General features: G+C 47.7%; 18 protein-coding genes. 5 read left to right on the top strand and 13 right to left on the bottom strand.

Going from position 1 to position 24,609, the window contains the following annotated elements; translation table 11 throughout:
- Positions 1–5 precede the first annotated feature (5 nt).
- The 4 genes from IC229_RS26930 to IC229_RS26915 form a co-directional block, all read right to left on the bottom strand.
- A complete protein-coding gene (locus IC229_RS26930; RefSeq protein ID WP_223834214.1) occupies positions 6–6,725 on the bottom strand; it encodes a polyketide synthase in 6,720 nt (2,239 codons plus the stop codon).
- Between the two features lie 104 nt (positions 6,726–6,829).
- Complete coding sequence (locus IC229_RS26925) at positions 6,830–9,022, bottom strand: GumC family protein (protein ID WP_190890769.1); 2,193 nt, start codon at positions 9,020–9,022, stop codon at positions 6,830–6,832.
- A 5-nt stretch (positions 9,023–9,027) separates the two neighbouring features.
- The gene (locus IC229_RS26920; protein WP_190890767.1) at positions 9,028–9,855 is read right to left on the bottom strand and encodes a TolC family protein; all 828 of its coding nucleotides are present in this window, start codon (positions 9,853–9,855) and stop codon (positions 9,028–9,030) included.
- A 308-nt stretch (positions 9,856–10,163) separates the two neighbouring features.
- A complete protein-coding gene (locus tag IC229_RS26915) occupies positions 10,164–11,357 on the bottom strand; it encodes a glycosyltransferase (protein ID WP_190890765.1) in 1,194 nt (397 codons plus the stop codon).
- Positions 11,358–11,548: 191 nt separating this feature from the next.
- Here IC229_RS26915 and IC229_RS26910 point away from each other — a divergent pair, with 191 nt between their 5' ends.
- The gene (locus tag IC229_RS26910; RefSeq protein WP_190890763.1) at positions 11,549–11,803 is read left to right on the top strand and encodes a hypothetical protein; all 255 of its coding nucleotides are present in this window, start codon (positions 11,549–11,551) and stop codon (positions 11,801–11,803) included.
- A gap of 142 nt (positions 11,804–11,945) precedes the next feature.
- Here the strand turns inward: IC229_RS26910 and frr are convergent, their stop codons facing one another.
- From frr to IC229_RS26875, 7 genes are all read right to left on the bottom strand, one after another.
- Positions 11,946–12,506, bottom strand: coding sequence for a ribosome recycling factor (gene frr / locus IC229_RS26905; protein WP_190890761.1), 561 nt, complete (start codon positions 12,504–12,506; stop codon positions 11,946–11,948).
- A 97-nt stretch (positions 12,507–12,603) separates the two neighbouring features.
- Positions 12,604–13,332 (bottom strand): UMP kinase, encoded by a 729-nt coding sequence (pyrH, locus tag IC229_RS26900; RefSeq protein ID WP_190890760.1) that lies wholly within the window; start codon positions 13,330–13,332, stop codon positions 12,604–12,606.
- Between the two features lie 120 nt (positions 13,333–13,452).
- Positions 13,453–14,418 (bottom strand): sugar phosphate isomerase/epimerase family protein, encoded by a 966-nt coding sequence (locus IC229_RS26895; RefSeq protein WP_190890758.1) that lies wholly within the window; start codon positions 14,416–14,418, stop codon positions 13,453–13,455.
- Positions 14,419–14,451: 33 nt separating this feature from the next.
- On the bottom strand, positions 14,452–14,949 hold the full coding sequence (locus IC229_RS26890) for a biotin/lipoyl-containing protein (protein WP_190890756.1): 498 nt from the start codon (positions 14,947–14,949) through the stop codon (positions 14,452–14,454).
- 55 nt (positions 14,950–15,004) lie between these two features.
- Entirely contained in the window at positions 15,005–16,522 is a 1,518-nt protein-coding gene (locus IC229_RS26885) for a glycoside hydrolase family 32 protein (protein WP_190890754.1), read from the bottom strand.
- Positions 16,523–16,564: 42 nt separating this feature from the next.
- Positions 16,565–17,473, bottom strand: coding sequence for a DMT family transporter (locus IC229_RS26880; protein ID WP_190890752.1), 909 nt, complete (start codon positions 17,471–17,473; stop codon positions 16,565–16,567).
- Positions 17,474–17,674: 201 nt separating this feature from the next.
- Positions 17,675–18,481, bottom strand: a complete 807-nt coding sequence (locus IC229_RS26875; protein WP_190890750.1) for a hypothetical protein — start codon at positions 18,479–18,481, stop codon at positions 17,675–17,677.
- A gap of 183 nt (positions 18,482–18,664) precedes the next feature.
- On the opposite strand from IC229_RS26875, the gene IC229_RS26870 reads away from it, so the two are divergent.
- The gene (locus tag IC229_RS26870) at positions 18,665–19,720 is read left to right on the top strand and encodes a leucine-rich repeat domain-containing protein (protein ID WP_190890749.1); all 1,056 of its coding nucleotides are present in this window, start codon (positions 18,665–18,667) and stop codon (positions 19,718–19,720) included.
- 32 nt (positions 19,721–19,752) lie between these two features.
- Here IC229_RS26870 and IC229_RS26865 read toward each other — a convergent pair whose 3' ends face one another.
- A complete protein-coding gene (locus IC229_RS26865) occupies positions 19,753–21,156 on the bottom strand; it encodes an apiosidase-like domain-containing protein (RefSeq protein ID WP_190890747.1) in 1,404 nt (467 codons plus the stop codon).
- A gap of 191 nt (positions 21,157–21,347) precedes the next feature.
- Positions 21,348–22,346 (bottom strand): tRNA dihydrouridine synthase DusB, encoded by a 999-nt coding sequence (gene dusB / locus IC229_RS26860; protein ID WP_190890859.1) that lies wholly within the window; start codon positions 22,344–22,346, stop codon positions 21,348–21,350.
- A 203-nt stretch (positions 22,347–22,549) separates the two neighbouring features.
- Between dusB and IC229_RS26855 the strand changes: the two genes are divergently transcribed.
- The 3 genes from IC229_RS26855 to IC229_RS26845 are packed head-to-tail and all read left to right on the top strand — an operon-like array spanning position 22,550 to position 24,529.
- Positions 22,550–23,437 (top strand): CPBP family intramembrane glutamic endopeptidase, encoded by an 888-nt coding sequence (locus tag IC229_RS26855; RefSeq protein WP_223834218.1) that lies wholly within the window; start codon positions 22,550–22,552, stop codon positions 23,435–23,437.
- A 59-nt stretch (positions 23,438–23,496) separates the two neighbouring features.
- Positions 23,497–23,715 carry a putative signal transducing protein gene (locus IC229_RS26850; protein ID WP_190890744.1) on the top strand — a complete coding sequence of 73 codons (219 nt, stop codon included), beginning with the start codon at positions 23,497–23,499 and terminating at the stop codon, positions 23,713–23,715.
- On the top strand, positions 23,696–24,529 hold the full coding sequence (locus tag IC229_RS26845) for a phosphatidate cytidylyltransferase (RefSeq protein ID WP_190890743.1): 834 nt from the start codon (positions 23,696–23,698) through the stop codon (positions 24,527–24,529). Before IC229_RS26850 ends, IC229_RS26845 begins: the two co-directional genes overlap by 20 nt.
- Positions 24,530–24,609 lie beyond the last annotated feature (80 nt).

Raw genomic sequence — 24,609 nt, 5'->3', positions numbered from 1 at the left:
CTGCTTTAGTCAACCTGTAGGTACTTTCCGGGCTGATCGGGATTGGGAACAAACCAGGCTGGGTTTCCAGCTCGATCGCGTCCTAATCTGGCTCCTGAAACCGGTGGTACATTATCTACAAAAGTTGAGCCATTTGCTTTTTCTCCATTCGTATTTGCTGAATTTCCTTTGAAGAACCCAGCGTCTATTAGCTCGTTAATGCTGTTGCTGAAGTGCAGAATAATTAAGTCGATTTCTGCGTTCGTATGTATCGTCGTCAGAAAACACGGGAAGCCATCCCAGATATGTATTCCCTTTTCACGCATTAAAGTAAACAACAACTCACCACAAACCACATCTTCTTTAAACTTTATTTTCCACAATGAGCCAAACTGGGCTACAAACAGAGGAAGTTCATGTCTTTCCAATTTGGCATTAAGCGCATCGGCCAGCCGTTTCGTTTTTTTCGTGAGCTGTTGTTGTAATTCAGCACCTGCTTCTTTCAAGTAAGTCAGCGATGCTTTAGCGGCTGCCAGCGCCAGTGGGTGCCGCACGAACGTACCAGCAAAGTACGTAACACCTATTTCCGGCACCGACGTATCACCATATTGCCAGAAGCCGCCATCAAGCGCATCCATAAACCGCCGTTTACCCGCGATGACGCCAATCGGAATACCCGCACTGACGACTTTTCCGTAGGTTCCAAGATCGGCTTTGACACCAAATAGGGCCTGTGTGCCGCCCGGATGTGCGCGGAAACCGGTAATCACTTCATCGAAAATCAGCGCCGTTCCCGACTCCAACGTAATGGCTCGCAGTTGCTTTAGAAATTCAATGGGTACAAACTCGGGTCGGCGGCTCTGAACAGGCTCAACCAGCACCGCAGCCAGCTCGTGCGCCCGCTCCCGAATGATGGCAAGACTTTCATCGGTTCCGTAGTCCAGAATCAGCATGTTCTGAACGGCTTCGGGCATGATACCCGGAGCCGCCGGAAATGATTTCAGTTTTTTGGTTCCACGTACCAGCACTTCATCGACGATGCCGTGGTAGGAACCCGAAAATGCCACGATCAGCGAACGTCCGGTGACGGTTCGGGCAATACGCATGGCGCCCAGCACAGCTTCTGAACCTGTGTTGCAGAGCGCAGCTCGATCGGCACCGGTTAACTCGCAGATTAGTTCGCTCACCTCACCCGCCAATTCATGCTGTGGCCCCACTTCGTAACCATGCTCGATTTGCATGTGTAAGGCTTCCTTTACCCAATCAGGTTGATAGCCGAACATATTCGAACCGAAGCCGTTCAGGGCGTCGATGTACTCATTTCCATCAATGTCCCACAGTCGGCTGCCTTTGGAACGATTGACTACCAATGGATAAACCAGTTCTTTAGTCTGCGGCCGGAATCCTGATACCACCCGCGGATCGGCCATCTGCGAACGGTGTTTCTGAGCGTAAGCTTTGCTACTCGCCGTTTTCTGATTATACCGCTCAGTCAGTTGGTCGATAAATTCCTGTTGCTTAACGGGCAAACCCGAGGCTTGTCGCTCGATACGTGCCGTGGCGCCAAAAGGCTTTTTCAACTCAGCTTTCTCTTCGGCACTTAAATCAGCCGTATCACTCGCTGGCTTTAAAGCTAGTTTGGGAGACGTAACAACGTTGACAGGTACAACTGGTGCTGCAACCGGAGTCTGCACAGAAGCTGGTTGCGGGGTTGTTCCCTGTAACAGAGCCACTTGCCGAGCCAGCAACTGAAGTTGTTCAGCAATCAGGCTCAACGCCGAATCTCCACCTGCTGACGTAGTATTCAATGCTACTGGTAAAGCGGGCATAACAGGTACCACCGCCGGAGTTGCCGTTACCGTAGGCTGGCTAGCTTCTGCGGGAAGCATTTTATCCAGATAATCAGCCAGTAATGACGTTGACGTATAGTCGTTCGTCAACTGCCGGAACGTAATCGGCAGGCCGAATTCTTTTTTCAAGGTTAATGCTACCTGAGTCAATAGTAATGAGTCCAGACCGATTTCCAGAAAACTTTTATCGGCTGGTACGTCCTGCATCTCAATGCCAGATGCTTCTTCAAGCAGGTAGTTAATTCGATTAAGTAAGGTATCTTTTCTCATAATGGATAACGGGGTTGGCATACCCGCAGCCATGAAGTGGGTGTCCGGTACTACTTCAGACTGATTTGCATCTTTTTCTACTACGTTAACCGCAGTTGATTCCGGCAGGCTACCTACCGACGTAGCAGGTATTACGTTGGCGGGATTTACCCAGCAGAATTTTCTATCGAAAGCATAGGTAGGCAGGCTTATTTTATGGCGATCTTGTCCGGCATAAAACGCCTTCCAATTGGGAGTAAGGCCACCTAGATAAAGCTGGCCCAACGTAGTGAGCATCGATTGCCGGGCAGCCGTCCAATCCGGTTGATTAACCAGCCCACCCAGTACCGTAACAACCTTTTTACCAGCCTGTTGACGAGCTAACGTAGCCGTCACCTGACCCGGACCAGCTTCCAGCAACAGAGGATTTTCTAGCGTAAAAATAGTGTTTAGGGCATCCGCAAAACGTACCGTCGAACGTAAGTGCGTTGCCCAGTAAAGTGGGTCTGTGGCCTGAGCATCCGTTAGCCAGTCGCCCGTTACAGTCGATACAACTGGTTTCTGTGGGCGTCCCAGCGAAACGTTAGCCACTACGTCAGTAAACGTATCAACGATGGGGTCCATCATAGACGAATGGAAGGCGTGACTGGTCACCAATGGCTGATTCGCTACGTCCCGTTCGTCGAGCAGGCGTGCAAAATCGGCAATGTGTTCATCGGGACCGGCCACCACACAAAGCCGCTGGCTATTAATGGCTGCCATCGACAGTGATTCAGGTAGCATGGCCTCAACTTTCTGAGCTTCCATACGTACCGAAAGCATACTGCCGCGTGGTAACCCGCTCACCATGCGGCCACGAGCAACAATCAGTGTTAGCGCATCAGCGAGCGAAAAAACACCCGCCAGATGCGCAGCCACAAATTCGCCAATACTATGTCCGCAGAAAATGGTTGGTTCAACTCCCCAGCTCATCCACAACGTAGCCAGCGCGTATTCCGTAACGAACAAAGCAGGTTGGGTATAGCGGGTATTTTTCAGGAGCTGTTCGGACTCGGAATCAGGCGTATCCGAGTACATCACCTGACGAATGTCTTTATCCAGATGGCCTTTCAGTAATTCGGCGCACGTATCGACAGCCGCCCGGAATACCTGTTCATGTTCATACAAGCCGCGCCCCATGTTCAGATATTGGGCACCCTGTCCAGGAAACATAAACACAACCTCATCCGGTTGGGCTGATACCTGACTTGACCGAACTGCAGCAGGGCCATCCTGCGTCAGCAATTTATCGCTTAATTCGGTTGCGCTGGCTGCAACAACGAATCGACGATGGTTAAAATCGGAACGAGTTGTTTGCAGGGTAAATGCTACGTCTGCTACGTTCTGCGACGGGTTGGCACGTAGCGTTTCAGCAAGTTGACGAGCATAAGCATCGGCACTTTTCGCCGACTTCGCCGACCACGTAACAAGTTGTGGTGCCTCTGAATTTGCAGCGGACGACGCTACGTTGCTGGCAAACTCTTCGAGCACTACGTGAACATTAGTCCCACCTACCCCAAACGAACTGACGCCCGCCCGACGTAGCGTTTTCTCCTGACCACTACGTAGCGTCCAGTCGGTAAGTTGCGTATTGACAAAAAACGGACTGTTGGCGAAATCGATGGCCGGATTCGCCTGCCTGTAATGAAGCGATGCGGGCAATTGTTTGTGATACAGCGCTAACGTCGTTTTGATGAAACCCGCTACGCCCGCAGCCTGCGTCAGGTGACCCATATTGCTTTTGATGGAGCCAATCGCGCAGAACTGTTTTTCAGTCTGTTCGCCAAAAGCCTGCACCAGTCCGTCGATTTCGATAGGGTCGCCGAGCGGAGTGGCCGTCCCGTGGGCTTCAATGTAGCTAATGGTTGCTGGCGAAATACCGGCATCGGCAATCGCCATGGCAATCGCTCCGGCCTGTCCCTCAGCACTTGGCGCGGTGAAACTGCCCTTTCCAGCACCATCGTTATTGACGCCAATCCCTTTAATGACGGCGAAAATTGTATCGCCATCGCGTTGTGCAGCTTCCAGGTTTTTCAGTAAAACCACGCCAGCGCCATCACTGAAAACGGTTCCCTGTGCATCGGCATCGAACGAGCGGCAGTGGCCATCCTCACTAAACATACCACCTTCCTGATACAGATGTCCGCTACGTATCGGCGTCGTAATACTCGCTCCTCCCGCCAGCGCTACCTCGCACTGACCATCTCGAATACTCTGAACCGCCTGCGTAATCGCCAGCAACGACGTAGAACAGGCCGAATAAACACTGACCGCCGGCCCGGTAAGATTCAACTGATATGCCGTACGCGATGCGATGTAATCTTTCTCGTTCAGCGTCATCACCTGAAACGCCCCAACCTGATTCACCAATTCGGTGTTATTCAGTACGTTGTTCAGGTAATACGTATTGTTACCGCAACCCGCAAATACCCCAACTCGTCCTTTGTACTGTTGCGGCAGATAACCGGTTTGTTCAAGCGCTTCCCAGGCAATTTCCAGAAAAACGCGCTGCTGCGGGTCCATTAGTTGCGCCACTTTGGGCGACAGACCGAAAAACGATGCATCGAACTGGTCGGCGTTATCAATGATACCTCGCGCTTTTACGTAGGCCGGATCATTTTTGAGAGCTGCCGGAACGCCCTCATCCAGCTCATTTTCCGTGAAAAACCGGGTTGTCTCCTTACCTTGTTTCAGTACGTCCCACAGCGCGTCTATCGTGCTGGCACCGGGAAAACGACCAGCCATACCAATCACAGCAATGTCGCCCTGCGCGGTTTCGGAACGTAGCACCGGCGAAGGCGTTACGTCGCGGGTAGGCTGTTCATTCGCTGGTTGCAGGTAACGTACTACACCCGATACCGTCGGAAACTGATAGAGTTTCGTTACCGGCAATACGTACTGTTGACCGGCTAACCCAGCTACGGTTTTCTGCGCAAGCAAGGAGTTTCCGCCTAACTCAAAAAAGTTATCATCCAGACCAATTTTATCAAGTTGAAGAACAGTACACCATAACTGGGCCACCGTTTTTTCCAGCTGAGTTTTGGGTTTACGGAAGGCAACTTCCAGTTCAGGACGTTTCCGTTCAGGTTCTGGCAAGCGCTTTTTATCAACCTTGCCGCTGGTGGTTTTCGGCAATTCATCCAGCCACACAAACGCCGAAGGCATCATGTATTCAGGCAAACGCGCTTCCAATGCCTGCCGAAGTGCCGACGTATCAGTCTGGTGCGTTGCCGAGACGAGGTAGGCCACCAGTTGTTTTGTCCCATCAACGCCCTCACGCGCCACCACAACAGCCTGTTTAATTCCAGTAGTGTGATTGATAACGACTTCGATCTCACCCAATTCAACCCGGTGTCCCCGAATTTTCACCTGATCATCGCGACGTCCCAGAAATTCTATATTCCCATCCGTCAGCTGACGACCCAGATCACCAGTGCGGTAGATACGTATCGATTCCTGGCCAGGAATCGATAATTGAATAAATTTTTCGGCCGTCAGCGTGGAGTTATTCAGATAGCCTTCTGCCAGACAATCTCCACCAAAACACAACTCTCCTACTTGTCCATCAGGCAGGAGTGCCAACTTTTCGTCTACGATATAAATCGCTACGTTGTCGATGGGCATGCCGATGGTCGGCAAGGCGGGCCAACTACTTGGCTGTCCCTCTAATTTCAACTGCGTAACAACGTGGCATTCAGTGGGACCGTACTGATTGAACAGCTTGCAATCCGACAGATTCGAGAAGAATTCAACAAGCTGCGGGGTGATTTTCAGTTGCTCACCCGCCGTCATGATTTCCTGCAAAGCTGCCGGAAAACGTTGCGTACTCACAGCCGCTTCGGCCAGATATTGGAGCGCAACAAATGGTAGAAATAAGCGATTGATAGCTTGCTCATCGATGAAACGTAGCAGTGCCGTCAGATCGAGACGTAGCGTTTCGTCGATGAGCAGCAACGTACCACCCGTACATAACGTAGCAAAAATCTCCTGAAACGATACGTCGAAACTCAGCGGAGCCAGTTGCAGCGTGCGCGTTTCTGTATTTGCCAGTGAGTGTTTTTCCTGCCACTGCAACAGATTCAGTAGCGGGCTATGTCCCATGCAAACGCCCTTGGGCTTACCCGTTGAACCGGACGTGTAGAGGACATAGGCAAGGCCATTTGGGGACGTAGTGATTTTTTCAGTATACTGAAGCGTACGGTCTGAAACCACTACGTTAACTCCCAGATCGGCAAAGAGTTGTTCGTCCTGCGTAGTAGCCAGGCAAGTTGTCAGGCCCGAATCGGCAATAATTTGTTCCAGTCGGGAAGCCGGGTAAGCTGGGTCGAGGGGAAGGTACGCTTTACCCGCTTTCAGAATGGCTAGTACACCAACAACCATTTCCAGGCTGCGGGTAGTGCTCACGCCAATGACTTTAGCCTCGGGAGCCGTATGTAGGATGGCCTGGCAGAGTTCGTCGGCCTGTCGATTGAGCGCATCATAACGTAGCGAACGGGCGCCAGATACAACGGCGATATTCGACGGGTAAGCAAAGGCAATTCGCTCCACCCATTCGTGAATATACGATGGTGTGGAACTCATCAATCCTATGTCATTATTGACCTGCATAAGGGTAATTAACTGAGGTTCAACAACTCAACTAAGACCATGAAATAGTCAACCCGCCCAGAGCAGGCCAAATTATCGCACCTAAGAAGGCTACTGGCTGTTCGTCACTCTATTACGTTACGTTGCGATTGCAAGGTGCGCTCCTGTTGGGTAGCCGTTGGCATGGCATCAGCCCGACGGGGAACATCAACGTAGTTTCCTTCAACCCGGTTTAGTACCGTCAATATGGGTTGATTGGTAACACGCACGTACATACTCAGCAATTGCTTTTCGGCTCGTGCCCAGGGACTGTTAGCGTCTATTACAAATAAAGATAAAGCGCTGCTTTTGAGCAGGTAAACAGGAATCTGGTTATTAATCAGAGCCGGAATTTCCAGAATAATCCGGTCGAATTGGGAGACTTCGAACCCATGACTGTAATCGATGAGGTAATCGATGCCCGTTACGTTCATGAAGTCGGGACGAACGGTGTACGGAAACAGCGTAACTCCATGACGGCGTTCCATTTGTTCTTTCCCGGTTACGCGCGGATAACAATACGCTACCTGCTGATCTGCTTTTTCGTAGAGCTCAATAAGTCCATTAGATACCCAGGATTTCCCCTGTTTCGACCGAATGCTGAACAATGTAATGATAGGCGGATACGGCTTGGTCGTATTCTGGGTAACTTCAATGTTGATGGCGTTAAACAATTGTTCGAACATGCTCCGAGCCGCACGGGTAGCTTTTGTGAACACCATCGGTTTACGTACCGTTGGAAATAGAGCAGTAACGGGCATACCAATCATCGTCTCGGCCTGCTCCGGCGAATTGATACGTTTATCCAGCCAGAAACGTAACGCAGTGAGCAGTAAGGCGATAAATATCCCTACACCAAAGCCAATCGCAATCATCTGAAAACGCTTCGACGGTTTAGGCAGGAGCGGAAAATCAGGAGCATCCAGAATTTCGAGCGTACCGCCAATCGACACGTCCTGACGGCGCGTCCGCGATTGTTCTACGTTGTTCAACAAATCCAGATACTCTTTTTCAGCAATTTCCTGATCCCGCTTCAACTGACGGAGCCTCGTACCCAACGGACCGTACTGGTCGGCTTTGGCCTGATAATCATCCATCTGTTTCTTGTACAATTCCAGCCGAGCCGACGATTCTTCGAATTCCAGCGATTTGTTCAACTTGTCGTTAGCCACGGTCTGGTTCGGAACAGCATCAGATGTATTCGCTACGGCATCGTATTTTTGCGCGCTGATTTTCAACTCTTCCGACGCCTGATTAACAGCGGCCTGTAATTGCGCAATTGTCTGTTTTGGCTGACCATACGCACGCGCATTAGCCAGTTTATTTTCGGCTTCCGTCAGTTTTTTCTGCTTTTCATTCAGGTCGTTGTTCGCCATGCGAACCGTACTTTGCTGACCCGACCGCTTACTCAGTGCGTCCAGAGCAGCTTTGGCAGCATCCTTACGTAATAATTCCTGATTGTATTCGCGGCCCATCGACTCCCGCGCCGACGCCATGTTACGGGCTTCTTCATCGTAATCAAGAACCTGATGCTCCGTACTGAATGCCCGCAGGCTCTCCTCTGCCTGAGCCAGTTTATTTTTAGCTTTTTCCAGTTTCGACTCGTAATAGCCTATAACTGAATTTGTTTCGGATGTTTTTAGGGTTGAATAGCGTTTGTTTAAAATCTCGATGGCATAACGTAGTGTACTCTGTGCAACGGCCGGATCGTCTGCTTCATATTCCATTAGCAGGATATCGTTCGTGTTCTTACGCGGAGTTGCTTTTATATCTTCAGCTAGATTCTGCACCGAATAATAGGAATTGGAGGTGAGCAGCAGTGCCTTTACCGGGTTGTCGTTGGGTACTTTGGCCAGGCTATCAATCGTATGACGAAGCAGGCTCGAATCGGCGGCAATAAAGAACAGGTTCTCCCAGCCCCCCGTTATGGCCTGATGCAATTCCTGATAACCCTTTGGCCCAAGCACCAACGTATCAGGTTGCCGCAAACGCATGTGATCAGTTAGCAGACCGATACCAATTTGCAGAACGGTTTCCCGCGAACTAAGCGTAGTCAATATGTTATCAATCGCACTAGCCGACCGGTCGTTAAACATGCTCTGTTTATCCGACAACAACGAATAGCCCGACACCAATCCGGTATACAACGTAGCCTGCGATTTGTAGACCTTGGGCTCGTTTCGGGTAGCAAAAAAAGCAGCCGCAGCCGCCACGATGGGCAGCAGAATAAACCAGAGCAGGTGCTGTTTCAGCAGGCGAAAAAATACCTCAATAGTCATACCGGTTAGTTATTACGTTTCAGTCGTTGGATGGGCGATCCTGTTAAGGCTTCAAAATAATGAACATTCTTTAGAAAATCACCTTTCGACTGCTCGGAAGATGTTTTAGCCTGCACATAGCGACTGGTTATAACTGAGACAGCATCGGCGGTAACAGTTCCTTTTTGTAACTCGGCCTCGGCTACTCGCAAGGCGGTCAGTGAAGCCTGTTCGTCCATTAGCCGTATTTTCAGCAGTTGCTGCGCCGTAATCATATCCTGATAAACGGCAATCAGATCTCGTCTTAGTTGAAGCTCAATGGTTTCTTTCTGAAGAACAGCCGCTTTATAATTTGACTGTGCTATTCGTATTTGATGTTTTCGTCCGAATAGTTCGTAAATCGGCAAACGTAGATCAACTCCTACACGATACCCATTGGCAACCTGCCCGAGGACATCCTGTCCTTGGATTCGGTTTGAAGTCCCTATGATCGATTGGTCACCCGTCGAATAGTTAGCAAACCCGGATAGATTCTGCAAGATCTGTACTTTCGCCACCGAATGAGCAGCATCCAGTCCATTAACAACTTCATTCTGGTATTTAATAAATGGTGAGTGTGCTACCGCAACTTTCACAATCTCATCGAACGGTAACAATTGAACCGCAATGTCCTGATTGATATCTAGGTAAAGTGTATCTTCAGCGAGACCAGATGCAGCCCCAAACGAGACAAGTCCACGTGCCCCTCGGTTTTGCTGCCCCTGACATACCGTAAATGACAAAAAGCCAGCTAACAGCAGGCAATTAAACCGACAAAAAACGATACTTTGAAATTTATTAAAACTCGAATTCATTCTTGATAAGTTTGCCAGAGCCTCTATTCATACGAAAGCAGTTGTGTGCGAAGTTACTGATTTACAGAATAAGACAAACTGCTATTTACAACACGACCAAAACCTTCCCCTCAAATCATTTCGTTGTTTATAAACTTTTGACTCAAGCTTACTCGTTTTGTCACAACTACAATCGGATTTGATTATTAGAATATGATTAGAAAGTATTGCCAAAAACGATCCGTCGCGTGAGCCGTATATAACATACCTCACGGAAATGTTATATACGGCTCACGCGACGGACTACTTGCGTATTGATTGATAACTCTTTATGACCCCTGCGGATTAGGGCTTCCAGTATGAGGAGTGTGCATGAACCGTTTGAACGCCTTGCGCATATTCAGCAGGGCACGAACAAAACTAAACAGTACCATCGGAATCAGGAGAAATTCGCGGACACTGATCCGCTTCCACAAATAAGCAGGTACCGAAATGACTAGGCTCAAACCGAGTACTAACGCAAAAGCCAGCGGTAGTAGCCAAAGTATCGAGATGCCGGTAAACATGCCAATGAATAAACCTAGCAGTAACAAACCCAGCAGCAAAATTTTCGGCAATACAATCGCCTGAATCACCTTGAAACCGCTTGCAAATCGTCCACTGAAAATTTCACGGATACCTCGCCCGAGATACAACGTAACAAACTGCCACTGAGCGGCAATCCAGCGCGTACGCTGATTCTGAAACACCGCCCGATGCGCTACTTTTTCGTCGTAAATATAAGCCTGCTCCAGGTAACCAATTTTATGGCCGCTAAGCACTACGTTAGTTTCCAGCTCTTTATCGTAGCCACCCATGGTACGTTGGGTTGCCATCGCCGATTTCATCAGCGAAGGTTCAAACGCCATACCAGACCCAATCGTTGCCGATGATAGTCCCAAAACCCGGCTACCTTTCCGGAAAATGTGATTATTGATTTCTTCACTGACGGCGTCCAGAATGGCAACGCTTGTATTAATATTTTTGGCAACCCGATGCCCCTGAATGGCTTTCCAGCCCTGCGCAAACGCGTTGTTGATACGACTCAGAAAATCTGGTGCCATATGATTGTCGGCGTCCGAAACAACAAGGATATCGTATTCCTCAAGCGGTAACCTCGATAAAGCTGAATTAATGGCTTTCGCAACCGTCGATACTTCGAACGATACCTCCAAAACCTTAATTGGTAAGGTCGCTAATTTGGCGAGCGTATCGGCCTGAAAAGAATCGGCAATAACAATCAGGTCGAAGCGGTCGGCTGGATATTGCTGCTTCAAATTATCTGTTACTGAATCAATAATAACGGCGTCTTCTTTATAAGCTGGAATCAGCACGCCAATTTTTCTAAATGATGAAGGTTCGGGCAACGTATCAGTATCGTCGGCCCGCCCTAATCGACCTGCCACGGCAAACACCGCCCAATACAATACGTTTAGCAGAATGTATCCTAAAAAAACCAGATAGAAGACGTAGAAAACAATCATAAAATTGAGAGCAACAGGAATTTAGCAGACGTAACAGACCGGTTTATTTTAGCTTTACCGTGTGAATATCAGTCCTCCAGCGCGCTGTATGGCGTCATTTTGCCAGAAGCGTCTTTCTATTTGACCCAGATTTAGCAACCAAGTCACACCTATCGACGCAACCCTAAGCTCAATATCTGCGTATATATGACATGCGCTATATTGTTGTCTTTGCTCAGCACGAAATCGGTTATGCTGTCGGATTTAATAAATCTGCCGACGCCATCGATTTTTTATTCTGGGGTTACGAAGAATACGATTTGCTGCCTTACGGCATTTATGATGCGCTGACCAATCAGGTTTTGCCCTATGAACATCGGGGCGAGCGAGTGGTAGAAATAGATGAGGAAGTTATCAGTAGAATCGCCCTCGATTACCTAAAATCGGCGATCCGGCAAACTACGTAACGCCAGCAGCTCTCAGAAATTTAATGCTGAGTCAACTGAAAACAATTCGGCTCCAAAAGCTACGTAGTAGTTTAATTTTTAATCAAAAAGAAAGCGGACATACGTAGTGGTATATCCGCTTTCTGTATCTGAACTGACTAATTTATACGGCCAGAATATCTTTTTCTTTTGCCGCGAACGTATCGTCGATGCGGGCAATAAAGGCATCAGTCAGTTTTTGAACGCGCTCTTCACCCATTTTTACGGCGTCTTCCGATACGCCATCTTTCACCAGTTTCCGAATATCGTCGTTGGTATCTTTTCGGATATTCCGAACGTTGACTTTGGCCGTTTCTACTTCCTGTTTTACTTTTTTAACAAGATCGCGACGACGCTCTTCGGTCAGGGGCGGAATATTCAGCCGAATAAGTTCGCCATCGTTAGTCGGCGAAAGACCAAGGTTTGAGTTACGTATGGCTTTTTCAACTTCACCAATAAGCTTTTTCTCAAATGGCTTGATGGCTATGGTGCGGGCGTCAGGTGTATTCACCGAAGCGACCGTGTTCAGCGGTGAAAGCATCCCGTAATATTCAACCTGGATGCCGTCGAGCATTGTGGCACTAGCCCGGCCGGCCCGAATTTTTGTAAGTTCGATGGCTAAATGCTTAAGCGCCTTTTCCATCGTGTCTTTTGCATCGTCGAGAAATAACTCGATTTCTTCCATCTTGAGGTAAGTTAGACAGTTATATGGTTATAGGGTCGGAAAGCTATAAAGTTGTAGGGTTGTAAATTTTATGATGGCATCAGCCAACGCTAAAGCTCTATAACTTACTAGTAATCAGCGTCCCCTGATCGTCATCGCCCTGAATCAACTTCAAAAGGCTACCCTGTTTGTTCATATTAAAAACAATAATCGGCAGATTATTTTCCTGACATAACGTAAAGGCAGTCAAATCCATTACGCTCAGTTTCTTTTCATAAACGTCTTCGAACGTAATCGTCTTGTATCGGGTGGCCGTTTTGTCTTTCATCGGATCGGCCGTGTATACCCCATCGACTTTGGTTCCCTTCAGTACTACGTCGGCTTCGATCTCGATGGCGCGTAGTGCTGCCGTTGAATCGGTTGTGAAGTAAGGATTACCGGTACCGGCTCCGAAGATAACGACCCGATCTTTTTCGAGGTGACGTACCGCCCGCCGACGGACGTAGGGTTCACAAACCTGCTCCATTTTAATAGCCGACATCACGCGGGTATACATACCGTACTTTTCGAGCGAACTCTGAATAGCCATAGCGTTGATAACGGTAGCGAGCATGCCCATGTAATCACCCTGCACGCGGTCGATACCCGACCGCTCGCCCGAAACCCCGCGGAAGATATTTCCTCCGCCAATAACGATGGCAACCTGCACCCCCAAATCCACCACCTGTCTGATTTCCTTGCTGTATTGCTCGAGCACAGCCGGATCGATATTGTAACCACTAGGCCCAGCAAGAGCCTCCCCACTCAGTTTGAGCAGGATACGTTTATACTTTGTCTGTGATGTCATGAAGGGAAATTTTGCGGGCAAAGATAGGGAAAAACCGAGGAAGGAGGAAAGCCGAACGATAGCAAAGCAATAAAGTATGTTAAGTCAGTATTACCTCTGTGGTTCTGTTTCTAGCTCATTTCAGGCAGCTTTCCAAAGCTCTTTTATCAAATTCATATCGCGTTTCATAGCGGCAAACAGCTCATTCTGAGGAATAGAGAGTTTGGCAGCGCCATGTTCAGCTCCACCCATCGGATACTCGATGTGCAACGTAATGGGTACACGAATATTATGCTGTTTCAACGTAGCGAAATACGTTTTAAAGTCAATCATCCCCTGACCCATTGGTACGTCCTGCACCACCCATTTGCCCGATGCGTTACCAGCCGCTTTTCCCCAATGAAAATCTTTAAGCGTAATGGCTTTGAGTTGCGGCAATACCAGCCGAAGTCCATTCGGCCAGGATTGACCACCTTCTACTGTGGCGTGCCGAATGTCGTACTGAACGCCCATATAGCTGGAATCGGCTGTTTTGAGAAGTTCCCAGATTTCCCAAACCGACGACCCTATTAACAAACCAGCGTGATTCTGGTAACAGCCAGTTAACTGGAGATTTTTATTCAAAGCAGCAAGCGCCTGTATTTTTCCCCCAAATGAACGTATCGAATCCGGAATTGGCGTTTTCTGGTCATACTGATACCAGACCATTCGATAGGTTTTAAAACCCAGTTTGGCGGCTGTTTTCAGCAATTTATTATCGATAGGATTGGTAGCATCACCTACCGCCGTAGTCATCAGATTAGGGGCAAGATTAACTTTTCGTAGCGCGTCAACAGCTTTCGGCAAATCATCTTCCACCCGCTCGGGCACTACGTGTCCGCCCGGACGCACAGTCAGATCAACACCGGCGAAACCCATATTGGCTGCGGCATCGGCCATGTCGGCATAATTCAGAAACTGAAGATGTTTCGAGAAAATGTGAATATCAGGCACTGCTACGTCGGCAGGATCTGATTGCGTAGGGAACGTAGCAGACAGCAATGGTAACACAGCGGCAGTCTTCGCCGTTTGTTCCAGAAACTGGCGTCGGGAAAGGGGTGTATGCATGGCAGTGAGGGCAGTTGCTTACTAAACCATTCGTCAGGCAAATTCTACCAGTACCTGCCCTTTTTCGACGCGGTCGCCTTTGCCCACTCGAATGCTTTTTATAGTACCGTCGCCGGGCGATTTCAGTAGGTTCTCCATTTTCATCGCTTCCAGAATCAACAAGCTGTCGCCTTTGCTGACCGTATCGCCTTCCTGAATACTAATACCCACAATCAGGCCTGGCATCGGCGCTTTTAGGTCGTTGATTCGAGTACTGACGGCATTACTCATGCCCATCTTTTCGAGCAGTAAATCAAAGCGGTCTTTTACTTGAATCTGGTGCAAATGGCCGTTTATTTTCAAACGAACCGCTTTCTCCGCTACGTTCAGTTCCAGTACTTCGACCGAATACGAACGATGCTGGTAAAGGATATGAAAGGTACGTTCCGAAAGTTTCACCAAATCCCAATCGAACAACGTACCGTTGAGCGTAGGGCCGTCTGGCGTAAAATCAATGATACGTGGCTGGTCGTTTAAAGTTGTTGTGTACATATTCAGATTTAGGATTTTCGGGATGCGGTTTACAAATTCCTTTCGATTTTCGCGCTTATTTTCCACTCGTCAACGACGAACGCAAACCCGAATAAGTCAACGTTGGAATGGTAGTTCCCGTAGCCGACTTAATAAACTGTTTGTTCAGGTTCTGATTCGGAAAAAAGATGCTTGTCATGATGTTCAAGCCTTTGTCAGCAAACAACTCTATAGACGCTACGTCGACTAACAACGTAACAGACAATGTTTTATCGGTCGACAGGCGCGGAGCGGTGATACGTTTGGCGAAACCTTTCTCAAAATCCTTTTTGCCCGATCTGGTCCGGTCGATGTAATACGCATTATCTTTTTTGTCGTAGCCAATTACCAGTTCGTTACCCTGATCGTTGGCTAGAACTAGCGAAAAATCGTTCACGGGCGCGGATAACGAGAGTTTGAACGTATCGTGCTTCCTGCCGATTTTGGCGGTCAGATCGTATTGACCCGTTACGTTCAGGTTGGTTAACGTAGTGGGTTTCTCGTCCAGCGTATTGAGTTCCTTAACAGGCATCGACGTTAGAAATAAATCACCTTTAACATCAGTAAGTCCGAGTTCGCGGGGTACGGTGTTGGCGCTGCGCCATACAACAGTTGGCACTTGCTGGGCGTACTGCCAATTGCTCATCCAGCCCATTAACACAACCCGATTACCCGTATTGGCGAACGTAACACCGGCGTAATTATCGGTTCCATAATCCATCCATTTCGTTTTTGTGGAGTACGGTTTGAACTGTTTTCCGTCGAAATCGCCCACAAAATATTGCGTCGCCGACCCCCCGTTTGGCCCACCCGGATTGATGCTCACCAATAGCACCCACGACTGTTTACCGTTATGGGTCAGTGGGAACAAATCAGGGCATTCCCATACGCCACCGTGCGCACCAATAGTACGCCCAAATTCGCTTTCTTTCTTCCAGTTTTTGAGGTTGGCTGACGAATAGAACGTAACGCGGTCTTTCGTAGCCAGGGTCATAATCCACTTTTTCTGCGGCTCGAACCAACGAACTTTCGGGTCGCGAAAATCGACGATACCGGGATTGGCTAACACAGGATTGCCTTTGTATTTTGTCCACGTTTTTCCTTCGTCAAGGCTATACGCGATACTTTGGTACTGAAACTTAGTGGATTTCAGCTTCTCCAGTTTAGAATTATGGTGCGTAAAAATAGCCACCAGAGGCACCTGTCCATTTTTGCCAAAACCGCTGGTATTATTGGCGTCGACTACGGCGCTGCCCGAAAAAATCCAGCCAAGACTATCGGGATAAAGCGCAATGGGCTGCTCCTGCCAACGTACCATGTCTTTGCTGGTGGCGTGTCCCCAGTGCATGGGTCCCCATTTAGTGTCGCCAGGAAAATATTGAAACAATAAGTGATACGTGCCTTTGTAGTAAACCATCCCGTTCGGATCGTTCATCCAGTGGGCATTCGGCGAAAAATGAAACTGGGGTCGATGTGCATCCGACCTGGCAGTCTGTCCAAACGAATACAACAGAATAGCCGTCAGCAGGGTTAACGTTAAGAGTAATCTTTTCATGATACGTCATTCAATCATCGGTGACGTAAAATACACGAATCTTTACGATTTGTTCACCAGCCAAACCCCCATCAGACAAATTCCCATGCCCGCAAATTGAACGGCGTAGATGGTTTCGCCATCCAGAAAACCCCACATCAACGCCACAATTGGTATCAGATACGTAACGGAAGCCGCAAACAGGGGCGACGCTAATTGCATCACACGGTTAAAGAAAATAGACATCAGTCCCGATCCGAATACACCCAACGTAGCTAATGCCGCAATCGACCAGCTATTTTTTACATCAAGAACGCGGTTCAGAAAATCCGTCGGCATGAGTGTAAGCAGCGCAATTGGACCAGCAAAAGCAAACAGCCAGGCCGTTGACACCAGCGCGGGCAGATGGCTCAGGTAACGCCCTATCAGATTGGTATTCAGGCCGTAACAAAGCGTCGCCAGCACGACCATCAGCGCGTACATGTTTATCTGAAAAGAACCCGTCGCACTGAAAAATACAAGCAACAGCGATCCCGACAGACCGAGTAAAATGCCTGTTACCTGCCGAATTCTTAGGGTTTGTCCAAAGAAAAGACCACCCAGAACCAATGTAAACAGCGGACTCAGCGAATTCAGCGCCCCCGCCAGCGAACTGTTCAGATGCGCCCCGGCTTCGGCAAAAATGAACGCCGGAATCACAAACCCAATCACACCCGACGCCAGCAAGGCTACCCAGCGGTGACGAACCGCAACCCGAATATCCAATTGCTGGCCTTGTTTCAATAAAAAAGGAGAAAAAAAGAGAAGTGCAAACACCAGTCGTCCGCCAGCTACCTGATCAGGGGGAAAAACGTTCAGACTACGTTTGATGAGAATAAATGAACTTCCCCAAACGAGGGCCAGGCAACACAACAGCACCCACGCCAGCACTGGGCGCTGTCGCTCAATCACAACGGGTTCTTCGGTAGTCATACGTGAAATGAAATGGGAGAAAGGGCAAAATACGAAATGCCTATGATTTCCGGAACGAAATCGCAGCTAACATAGTAAGTCGATACGTTGGAAAACATCAACGATGAGCTGTCAGTCCTTAAAATCAATAGTTTTGCTACGTTCGTTGGCAACTTTTCAAACCACCTTACTTGTCTCATCAACGTAATTCACAGGAAGATTTTATTGACAATACGTTGCACAAGTAGTATAAAATTCTTCAGCAACACCTAATCTACGTAGCCAGTTGTCAAAATATTCCGTTAGTTCTGCTGATCTCGGATGCGTTTTTTTGTGATACAATTCAAAGTCTTTTTTATTCTGAATTTTATCAGCAATCAGCATATCATTTACATCTTTTAGTGGCGACAACCTAATTTCATCAATCGATTTTATTTTTCGTTTCGACAAATATTCATTGGCTACAGAACGATATTCTGTTAGCGCAATTATTACCTGAGTATCAATCCCTTTCAGTAAAGTGTAAATAACCTGTAAAGCTTCATCACTTTGAATGATCGGATGTAAACAATACGCTTTTTTTGCTACGTCACTCGCCTGTATTTTCTCCAATATAAAGAGCCCTTCATCAATGTGATTCATGAGATAGACGCCACTTCTCTGAGCTTTCTGGGCGCCATAAAACGCAGAAATGAGCTCGTACTCTCGAAAAAGTGATAATGTTACTGCTACATAGTTGATATTGTTTTTTGCCAGATAATCATCTAGCCGACAATCATCGGTGATCAATACTGTATGGATTAGGTTCTCTTCGAGAAGGGCCGTGTTTTTATATTGTTCAAGAAAAAGAAAAAACTGATACGTTTCATTCCCTTTTTGAAAATAAGCAATAATTCCCCAATCAAATTCTCTAAGAGAATCTAATTTATAGTTAAACTTTAATAGCTGTTTACTTCGGCAAAATATCTGTTCTTTTGCTTCGAAAATTGTTTTAGTCTTCTCACTAAATCGCGAAGTACATTCTGACATAAATGACAGTAAGTTAGCAATAAACGTAGCATATTTTTTTATAATTACGCTACGTCAAACAATTTACTACGTTCTGAATTCTATGTTAACTATTAACCGTACAATCAGTGCAGTTGCTAAAATTAGTCCGATGAGTAGTGACCAGATAACTTTGCCAAATATTTATTTCAGCACGCAAGTCCAATGCCGCGTAAACGTAAACAAATTCTTCAGCTTCTTGAACAGACAAACGCACAGCATTTACCCGTTCTGGACTTTTCTTATGTTTCCGCTGGTGAGTTTCTCGATCAAATCTGCCAGATGAGCTGGCTAACAAAACTGAATCTTTCGCACGGCCACCTTAGTCATGTACCTCACGCAATCAGAAATTTAACGCTGTTAACTCATCTAGATTTATCAGAAAATCAGCTCAGTACGTTGCCCGATTCATTCACTCAATTAAAGTCACTAACGTATCTGAATCTACATTTTGCTGGTTACAATTTTAGCGCTACTCCAGAATTGATTAGCTGGCTGAAAGGAATAGAGGAAGTGGTTTGGCCTGATACGTTACCTTTGTTTGAGGAACCACCAAAACGGGTCGACTGGGTTGGCAGTCATCCCAACCGCTGGCTGGAAATTCTAAGGCAATCTCTCCAACGCTACAGCGATGCGTTTAACATGGAAGATAGAGGTTACGACGGTACGTCTGTACGAACAAAAGCCGATAGCGCAATTCAGCAAGTTTTTGACCAAGTGCCTGAACTACAGCAGATACTTACTCAGTTTTACGACGATTTTAAGGAACATCGCTTCTACTGGACCAGCTGCCAATCGGAAAGTTTGCTCGATACAAACCCATTTCAATTACCAACAAAAACGGATGAAGAATGGCTGTTAAATTCCCCCACCGATCATCTTCCACTACGACTACTGAGTGGAATTCAAGATGGCCGACGATACGTTTATTGCATTAATATACGTACCAGACAGAAATCACTTATCTTTTCCAGTCCGTTCGAAAACTCACTCATTTATAATAACTTATCCAGCAATCAAACAGATTGCAGCGTACAGCTTTTTCAGGCTGGGGGGCAGCGACTGTTTCTACGTGCTACGTTTTATGAACGTGGTACGTTGTCCCGCAGCGAGTGGTACAGTAGTGCCAATGGAGGGACGGTCTGGAAGGAACAGGCAGAACTGACGTATGATTGGCTCCAGTCAAATTGCGAACTCTGGCCTCAACTCGACTTTTTTTAGTCCGAAAAATAGTAACCATCCCCGCCAGACTACTATTTGCTACCTGGCGTTGGTAGCTTCAGTTCGTGATCATCAAATACGAGAACCCAGTCCTCTTCAGATGGCGGAGTAACGCCGAATTTTGGCCTCGTTTCAGCGACACCGATACGTAATGAAGTTCCTGTTCGCGGATTGAACCAGTGCATGCGCATCGGTTTACCAGTCATTTGCTGCATGTTCAGGTAAATCGTCCGATTCCCTTTCGGAATATACATGATGTAACTGCTGTTATCAGACGCTTTGGCTGCACAGACGTAATCCAGTTCACCAAACATACCACGGCCCGATAAAATGACGTCGTTGGTTTGGTCGGGCACCAGTTTTTCCCAGGCCCGCGAATCGAACAGGCTGAAACAGTACGATACCTGTTTCATACCCGTAGTGCTCATCAAAGGTTTCCAGTTTTTGAAGGAGTAATTGTAATTATCAATTTCGCCCGAACTGAACGACGTTCCTTTACAGCCATCCAGTAAACCATCGTACATTTTCCGACGTATCCACTGGTGATTTTCGTTATCGGCGTAATGCGGATTGTCATGTTCGTAACTCTGGTCCAGTTGGATAATCATTTTACCCTTGTTGTACTGAGCGAGTTCTGTTTTATACTGCGGCCCCCGTTCCATAATGATGGCTTCATTCCAGACGTACAACCCGTCGATATCCATCATTTTTGCCAGAACCGGGTGATCAGTCGACCAGATAACACCGAGATTCATATCGAAGTGGCCCGACCATAAATGATTGGTATCGAACGATTTCACCCCACGGATCAAGTTCATTTCATAAGCCAGCATATCGCCGTCGGCGTTGTTATCGCCACCGGCAACCCACATGATATTCCGGGCGTTTTTGTACCGTTTGCCAATGAACTCGCCATACTTACGCATTTTCAACGTATCGTTGGGCGAGCTTTTGATCTCATCCCACCAGCCCTGCGAGGGGTCGGTTCGGTAGCCGAGATAAACCGGTAGCGCCATCACAAAAAAACCTTTTTGTTCGGCCATGCTGAAAAACCGGTCAACGTGCTGAAAATAGGTTTCGCTGGGCGTCGAGAAATCCCACTTTACGTTAAACGGTGATACGCCCAGCCAATACGGCGGATTCCCGCCCATTTGCGAAGGCGCATTACTTACCACCGACGTAAGTACGGTATTAAACCCTTTTTGCTTAAGACTATCCAGAAAGGCCGCTTCGTCGTTTTCCGAAAGTGCCTGAATCAGTCCCCAGGCCGAAAATTCCTTAATGAGAAACGGCTTGTTGTTGCTATCGACCAGGTATCGCTTGTTGTCGCTGAGACGTAGCGGAAATGATACGTTCGTTTGAGCAGCAGCCTTAACCGTTACCAGTACTATAAATAAAAAAATAAGGATTTTCAGGTGCTTCGTAGTGCAAGTCATTTTCAATGGCATTACTGAATGCCAAAATACCTGAAAAATAGAAAGTTACTCAAATAATATATTTCTGGATTGCCAATTCTGGGAGTCTTTTTTGTCATCCTGACGAAGGAAGGATCTTAAAGTGTCCTTACTAGAATGCTAGGAAACCTTAAGATCCTTCCTTCGTCAGGATGACAAAAAATCTCGATAAATTAAGCCGCCACTTCGTAGATGATACTATAAGTCTCCTGAATTTCATTCAGAATAGCGCTCACTTCGTTGTACGAATCCGACGTAACGAGTCGCATCCGATAGGGTTTGAAATCAGGAAGGCCCTTAAAATAATTAGCGTAGTGGCGTCGCATCTCGAACAGACCCACAATTTCGCCTTTCCAACGTATCGAAAAATCAAGGTGTTGACGGCATACCGTTACGCGGTCGGCAATGGTTGGCGGAGTCAGTTGCTGACCGGTACGTAAAAAATATTTGATCTCGTTAAAAATCCAGGGATAGCCGATACTCGCCCGACCAATCATCACGCCATCGACACCGTAGCGATTTTTATAGAGAAGTGCCTTTTCAGGCGAGTCGATATCACCGTTTCCGAAAATAGGAATAGTGATACGTGGATTCTCTTTAATCTTGCCAATAAGCGTCCAGTCGGCGTCGCCTTTGTACATCTGCACCCGCGTTCGGCCATGAACAGTCAGCGCTTTGATACCGATGTCCTGCAATCGTTCGGCGACTTCACCGATGTTTTTGGTATTATCATCCCAGCCAAGCCGAGTTTTCACAGTTACAGGCAGATGGGTGGCTTTCACGACGGATTCGGTCATGCGAACCATCTTCGGAACGTCCTGCAACAAAGCAGCACCCGCGCCCCGACATGCTACGTTCTTAACCGGACAACCATAGTTTATGTCGATCAAATCAGGCTCGACCCGGCTGGCAATCCGGGCGCATTCGCCCATCGTCTCTACGTCGGAACCGAACAGTTGAATACCAATCGGGCGTTCGTATTCGAAAATATCCAGTTTCTGCACACTTTTGGCCGCGTCACGTATCAAACCCTCCGACGAGATGAACTCCGTATACATCAAATCGGCTCCATTGGCTTTGCAAACGGCCCGGAATGGCGGGTCGCTGACGTCTTCCATTGGAGCCAGTAATAACGGAAAATCGGGGAGTTGTATGTTACCAATCGTGACCAAGTGAGCAGGCATTTATAAACTTTATTGTACGAATTACGATTTACCGATTGGTTTGGTTCCCGGCTAAGCGGCATGCTACGTTGTAATTCCTGGTACGTACTTCGCTAATCAACCCTAGTTCATCCGTATATTTACGGTAAATTATGCAAGTCTATACGCCCTCTCAAAATTCTACCAGCCGCCCTCCTACCCTTGGCGGACTGATGGTATTAATTGGTTTTGTGTTGATGGGTGGTGTAATCAGTACGTTGGTGCTGTTTGTGATTCTGGCCATCAGCAAAGGTATGGGGCTACAGGAAGCGCAAAATTACCTGACGCAACTGGCTACAAATCCGGCCACTTCTCCCGACAGTTGGTACGTATTGATGCTCCTACAGGCTATCAATCATCTCGGTACGTTCCTGCTACCCGCGCTGGCATACTGGTATTTTATCGAGCATCGACAATGGGATAGCTTCAATGCCCGGCCTTTATCGTCGGTGGTAGGTTTCAGCCTTGTTACGTTGATTGTCATCGCTTTTATGCCGTTCGATGGTTTGATTATCGAATGGAACCGCAGCCTGCATCTTCCCGAAACCCTCGCGCCGATTGAGCAGTGGATTCGCGATAAAGAAAAGGGGCTTGAAGGCATCACGAAATACCTCACTACGTTCCAGTCAACAGGTCAGTTACTAGTCGCACTGCTTGTCATTGCCGTCATACCGGGTATTGGCGAAGAGGTTTTATTCCGGGGCATTTTGCAGCGTAACCTCATTTACTGGACGAAGAACGTACATGTGGGCATCTGGCTGGCAGCAGCTTTGTTCAGTGCCATTCACGTGCAGTTTCTAGGCTTTTTTCCGCGCATGTTTCTGGGCGCCTTGTTTGGCTATTTATACTTGTGGTCGGGTAATGTGTGGGTTCCCATACTAGCCCATTTCGTTAACAATGGCTTTACAGTGCTGATGGTTTATTTACACCAGCAACGCATGACCTCTGTAGACATTGAGAGCACCGAATCGGTTCCAATAATGGGTTCGTTAGTGGCAGGGCTTGTCACGGCCGGGTTACTCGTTTATTTTAGACGGCTCAATCAGAAAGATTACGCGTGAACAGTTCCAGGTTTCAGGCAGATCGATGCAACCTGGGAAATGGAACAATTTTGAGAATTATGGCAGAACAATGGGAATCTATTTACGCGACACCTCTTCCGCACCGGGCCGAACTGGCTAAAGCGCTATTGCTGGAACATGACATTCCGGCAGTGGTCGTCAATTCGCAGAGTAGCAGCTATCCGAGCATCGGGTGGGGCAAAAGTGAGGTTCATGTACCAGCCAAAGACGCAACGCTGGCCAAAGTGATTTTAGAGAATGAAGCAACGTTTAGCTAGTTTGTCCAACCTCCAGCAGCGAGTAATTGCTGCGGTGGTTGCGGTTCCGTTTATTCTATTCATGATCTGGTACAGGGACTGGACGTTTGCTCTGTTGTTCTGCGTCATCAGTGCCCTTACCCAACGTGAGTTCTACCGGCTGCTGGGTCTGGATGGTTTCGAACCGCTGACGGCCTATGGAACAGTGGTCGGCTGTCTCATTTGCATACTGGCCTATTTCATCGAAACCGACCAAATCGGCATGGGTAATTACTTTCTGATCTGCCCGGCTTCGTCGATGATTTTCCTGATTAAGCTCTACAAAAAACGGGACATGAAGCCCTTTACAAACATCGGCTTTACGTTTCTGGGCATTATCTACGTAGCGATGCCATTTGCACTGCTGATCATTCTGGCGCTACGTGGTGGTACGTTTCATCCCATGTTGATTACAGGTTGTCTGCTGCTCCTGTGGGCCAGCGATATTGGGGCTTACTTTGCCGGTACGAAATTTGGCCGACGAAAACTATTCGAGCGGGTATCGCCCAAGAAATCGTGGGAAGGCGCTTTAGGTGGAGCCGCTGCGGCTGCCATCATTGCGGGTGTACTGGCCTATGTTGATAATGAACTTCGTCCCTGGCAGTGGTATTGTGTGGGCGCTATCATTGTCGTAACCGGTACGTACGGCGATTTAGTAGAGTCGTTATTCAAACGTAGCATCGCCATCAAAGACTCTGGCAGCAGCATTCCGGGGCATGGTGGCTTTCTGGACCGGTTCGATGGTTTGTTGCTGGCTGCCCCATTCATTATCACCTTTCTGAAATTATTTGCTTAATTTTATAGGATGTGACCGTGAAAACAACAGGCTATTAAATTCTGTTAAATTTCTTAAAATTCGGGTAATCGAAACCATAT

The organism is Spirosoma profusum (assembly GCF_014699005.1).
GTDB classification, from domain to species: Bacteria; Bacteroidota; Bacteroidia; order Cytophagales; family Spirosomataceae; genus Spirosoma; species Spirosoma profusum.
Note: the sequence above shows the minus strand (reverse complement) of the source record. Positions and strands in the feature narration are given on the sequence as shown.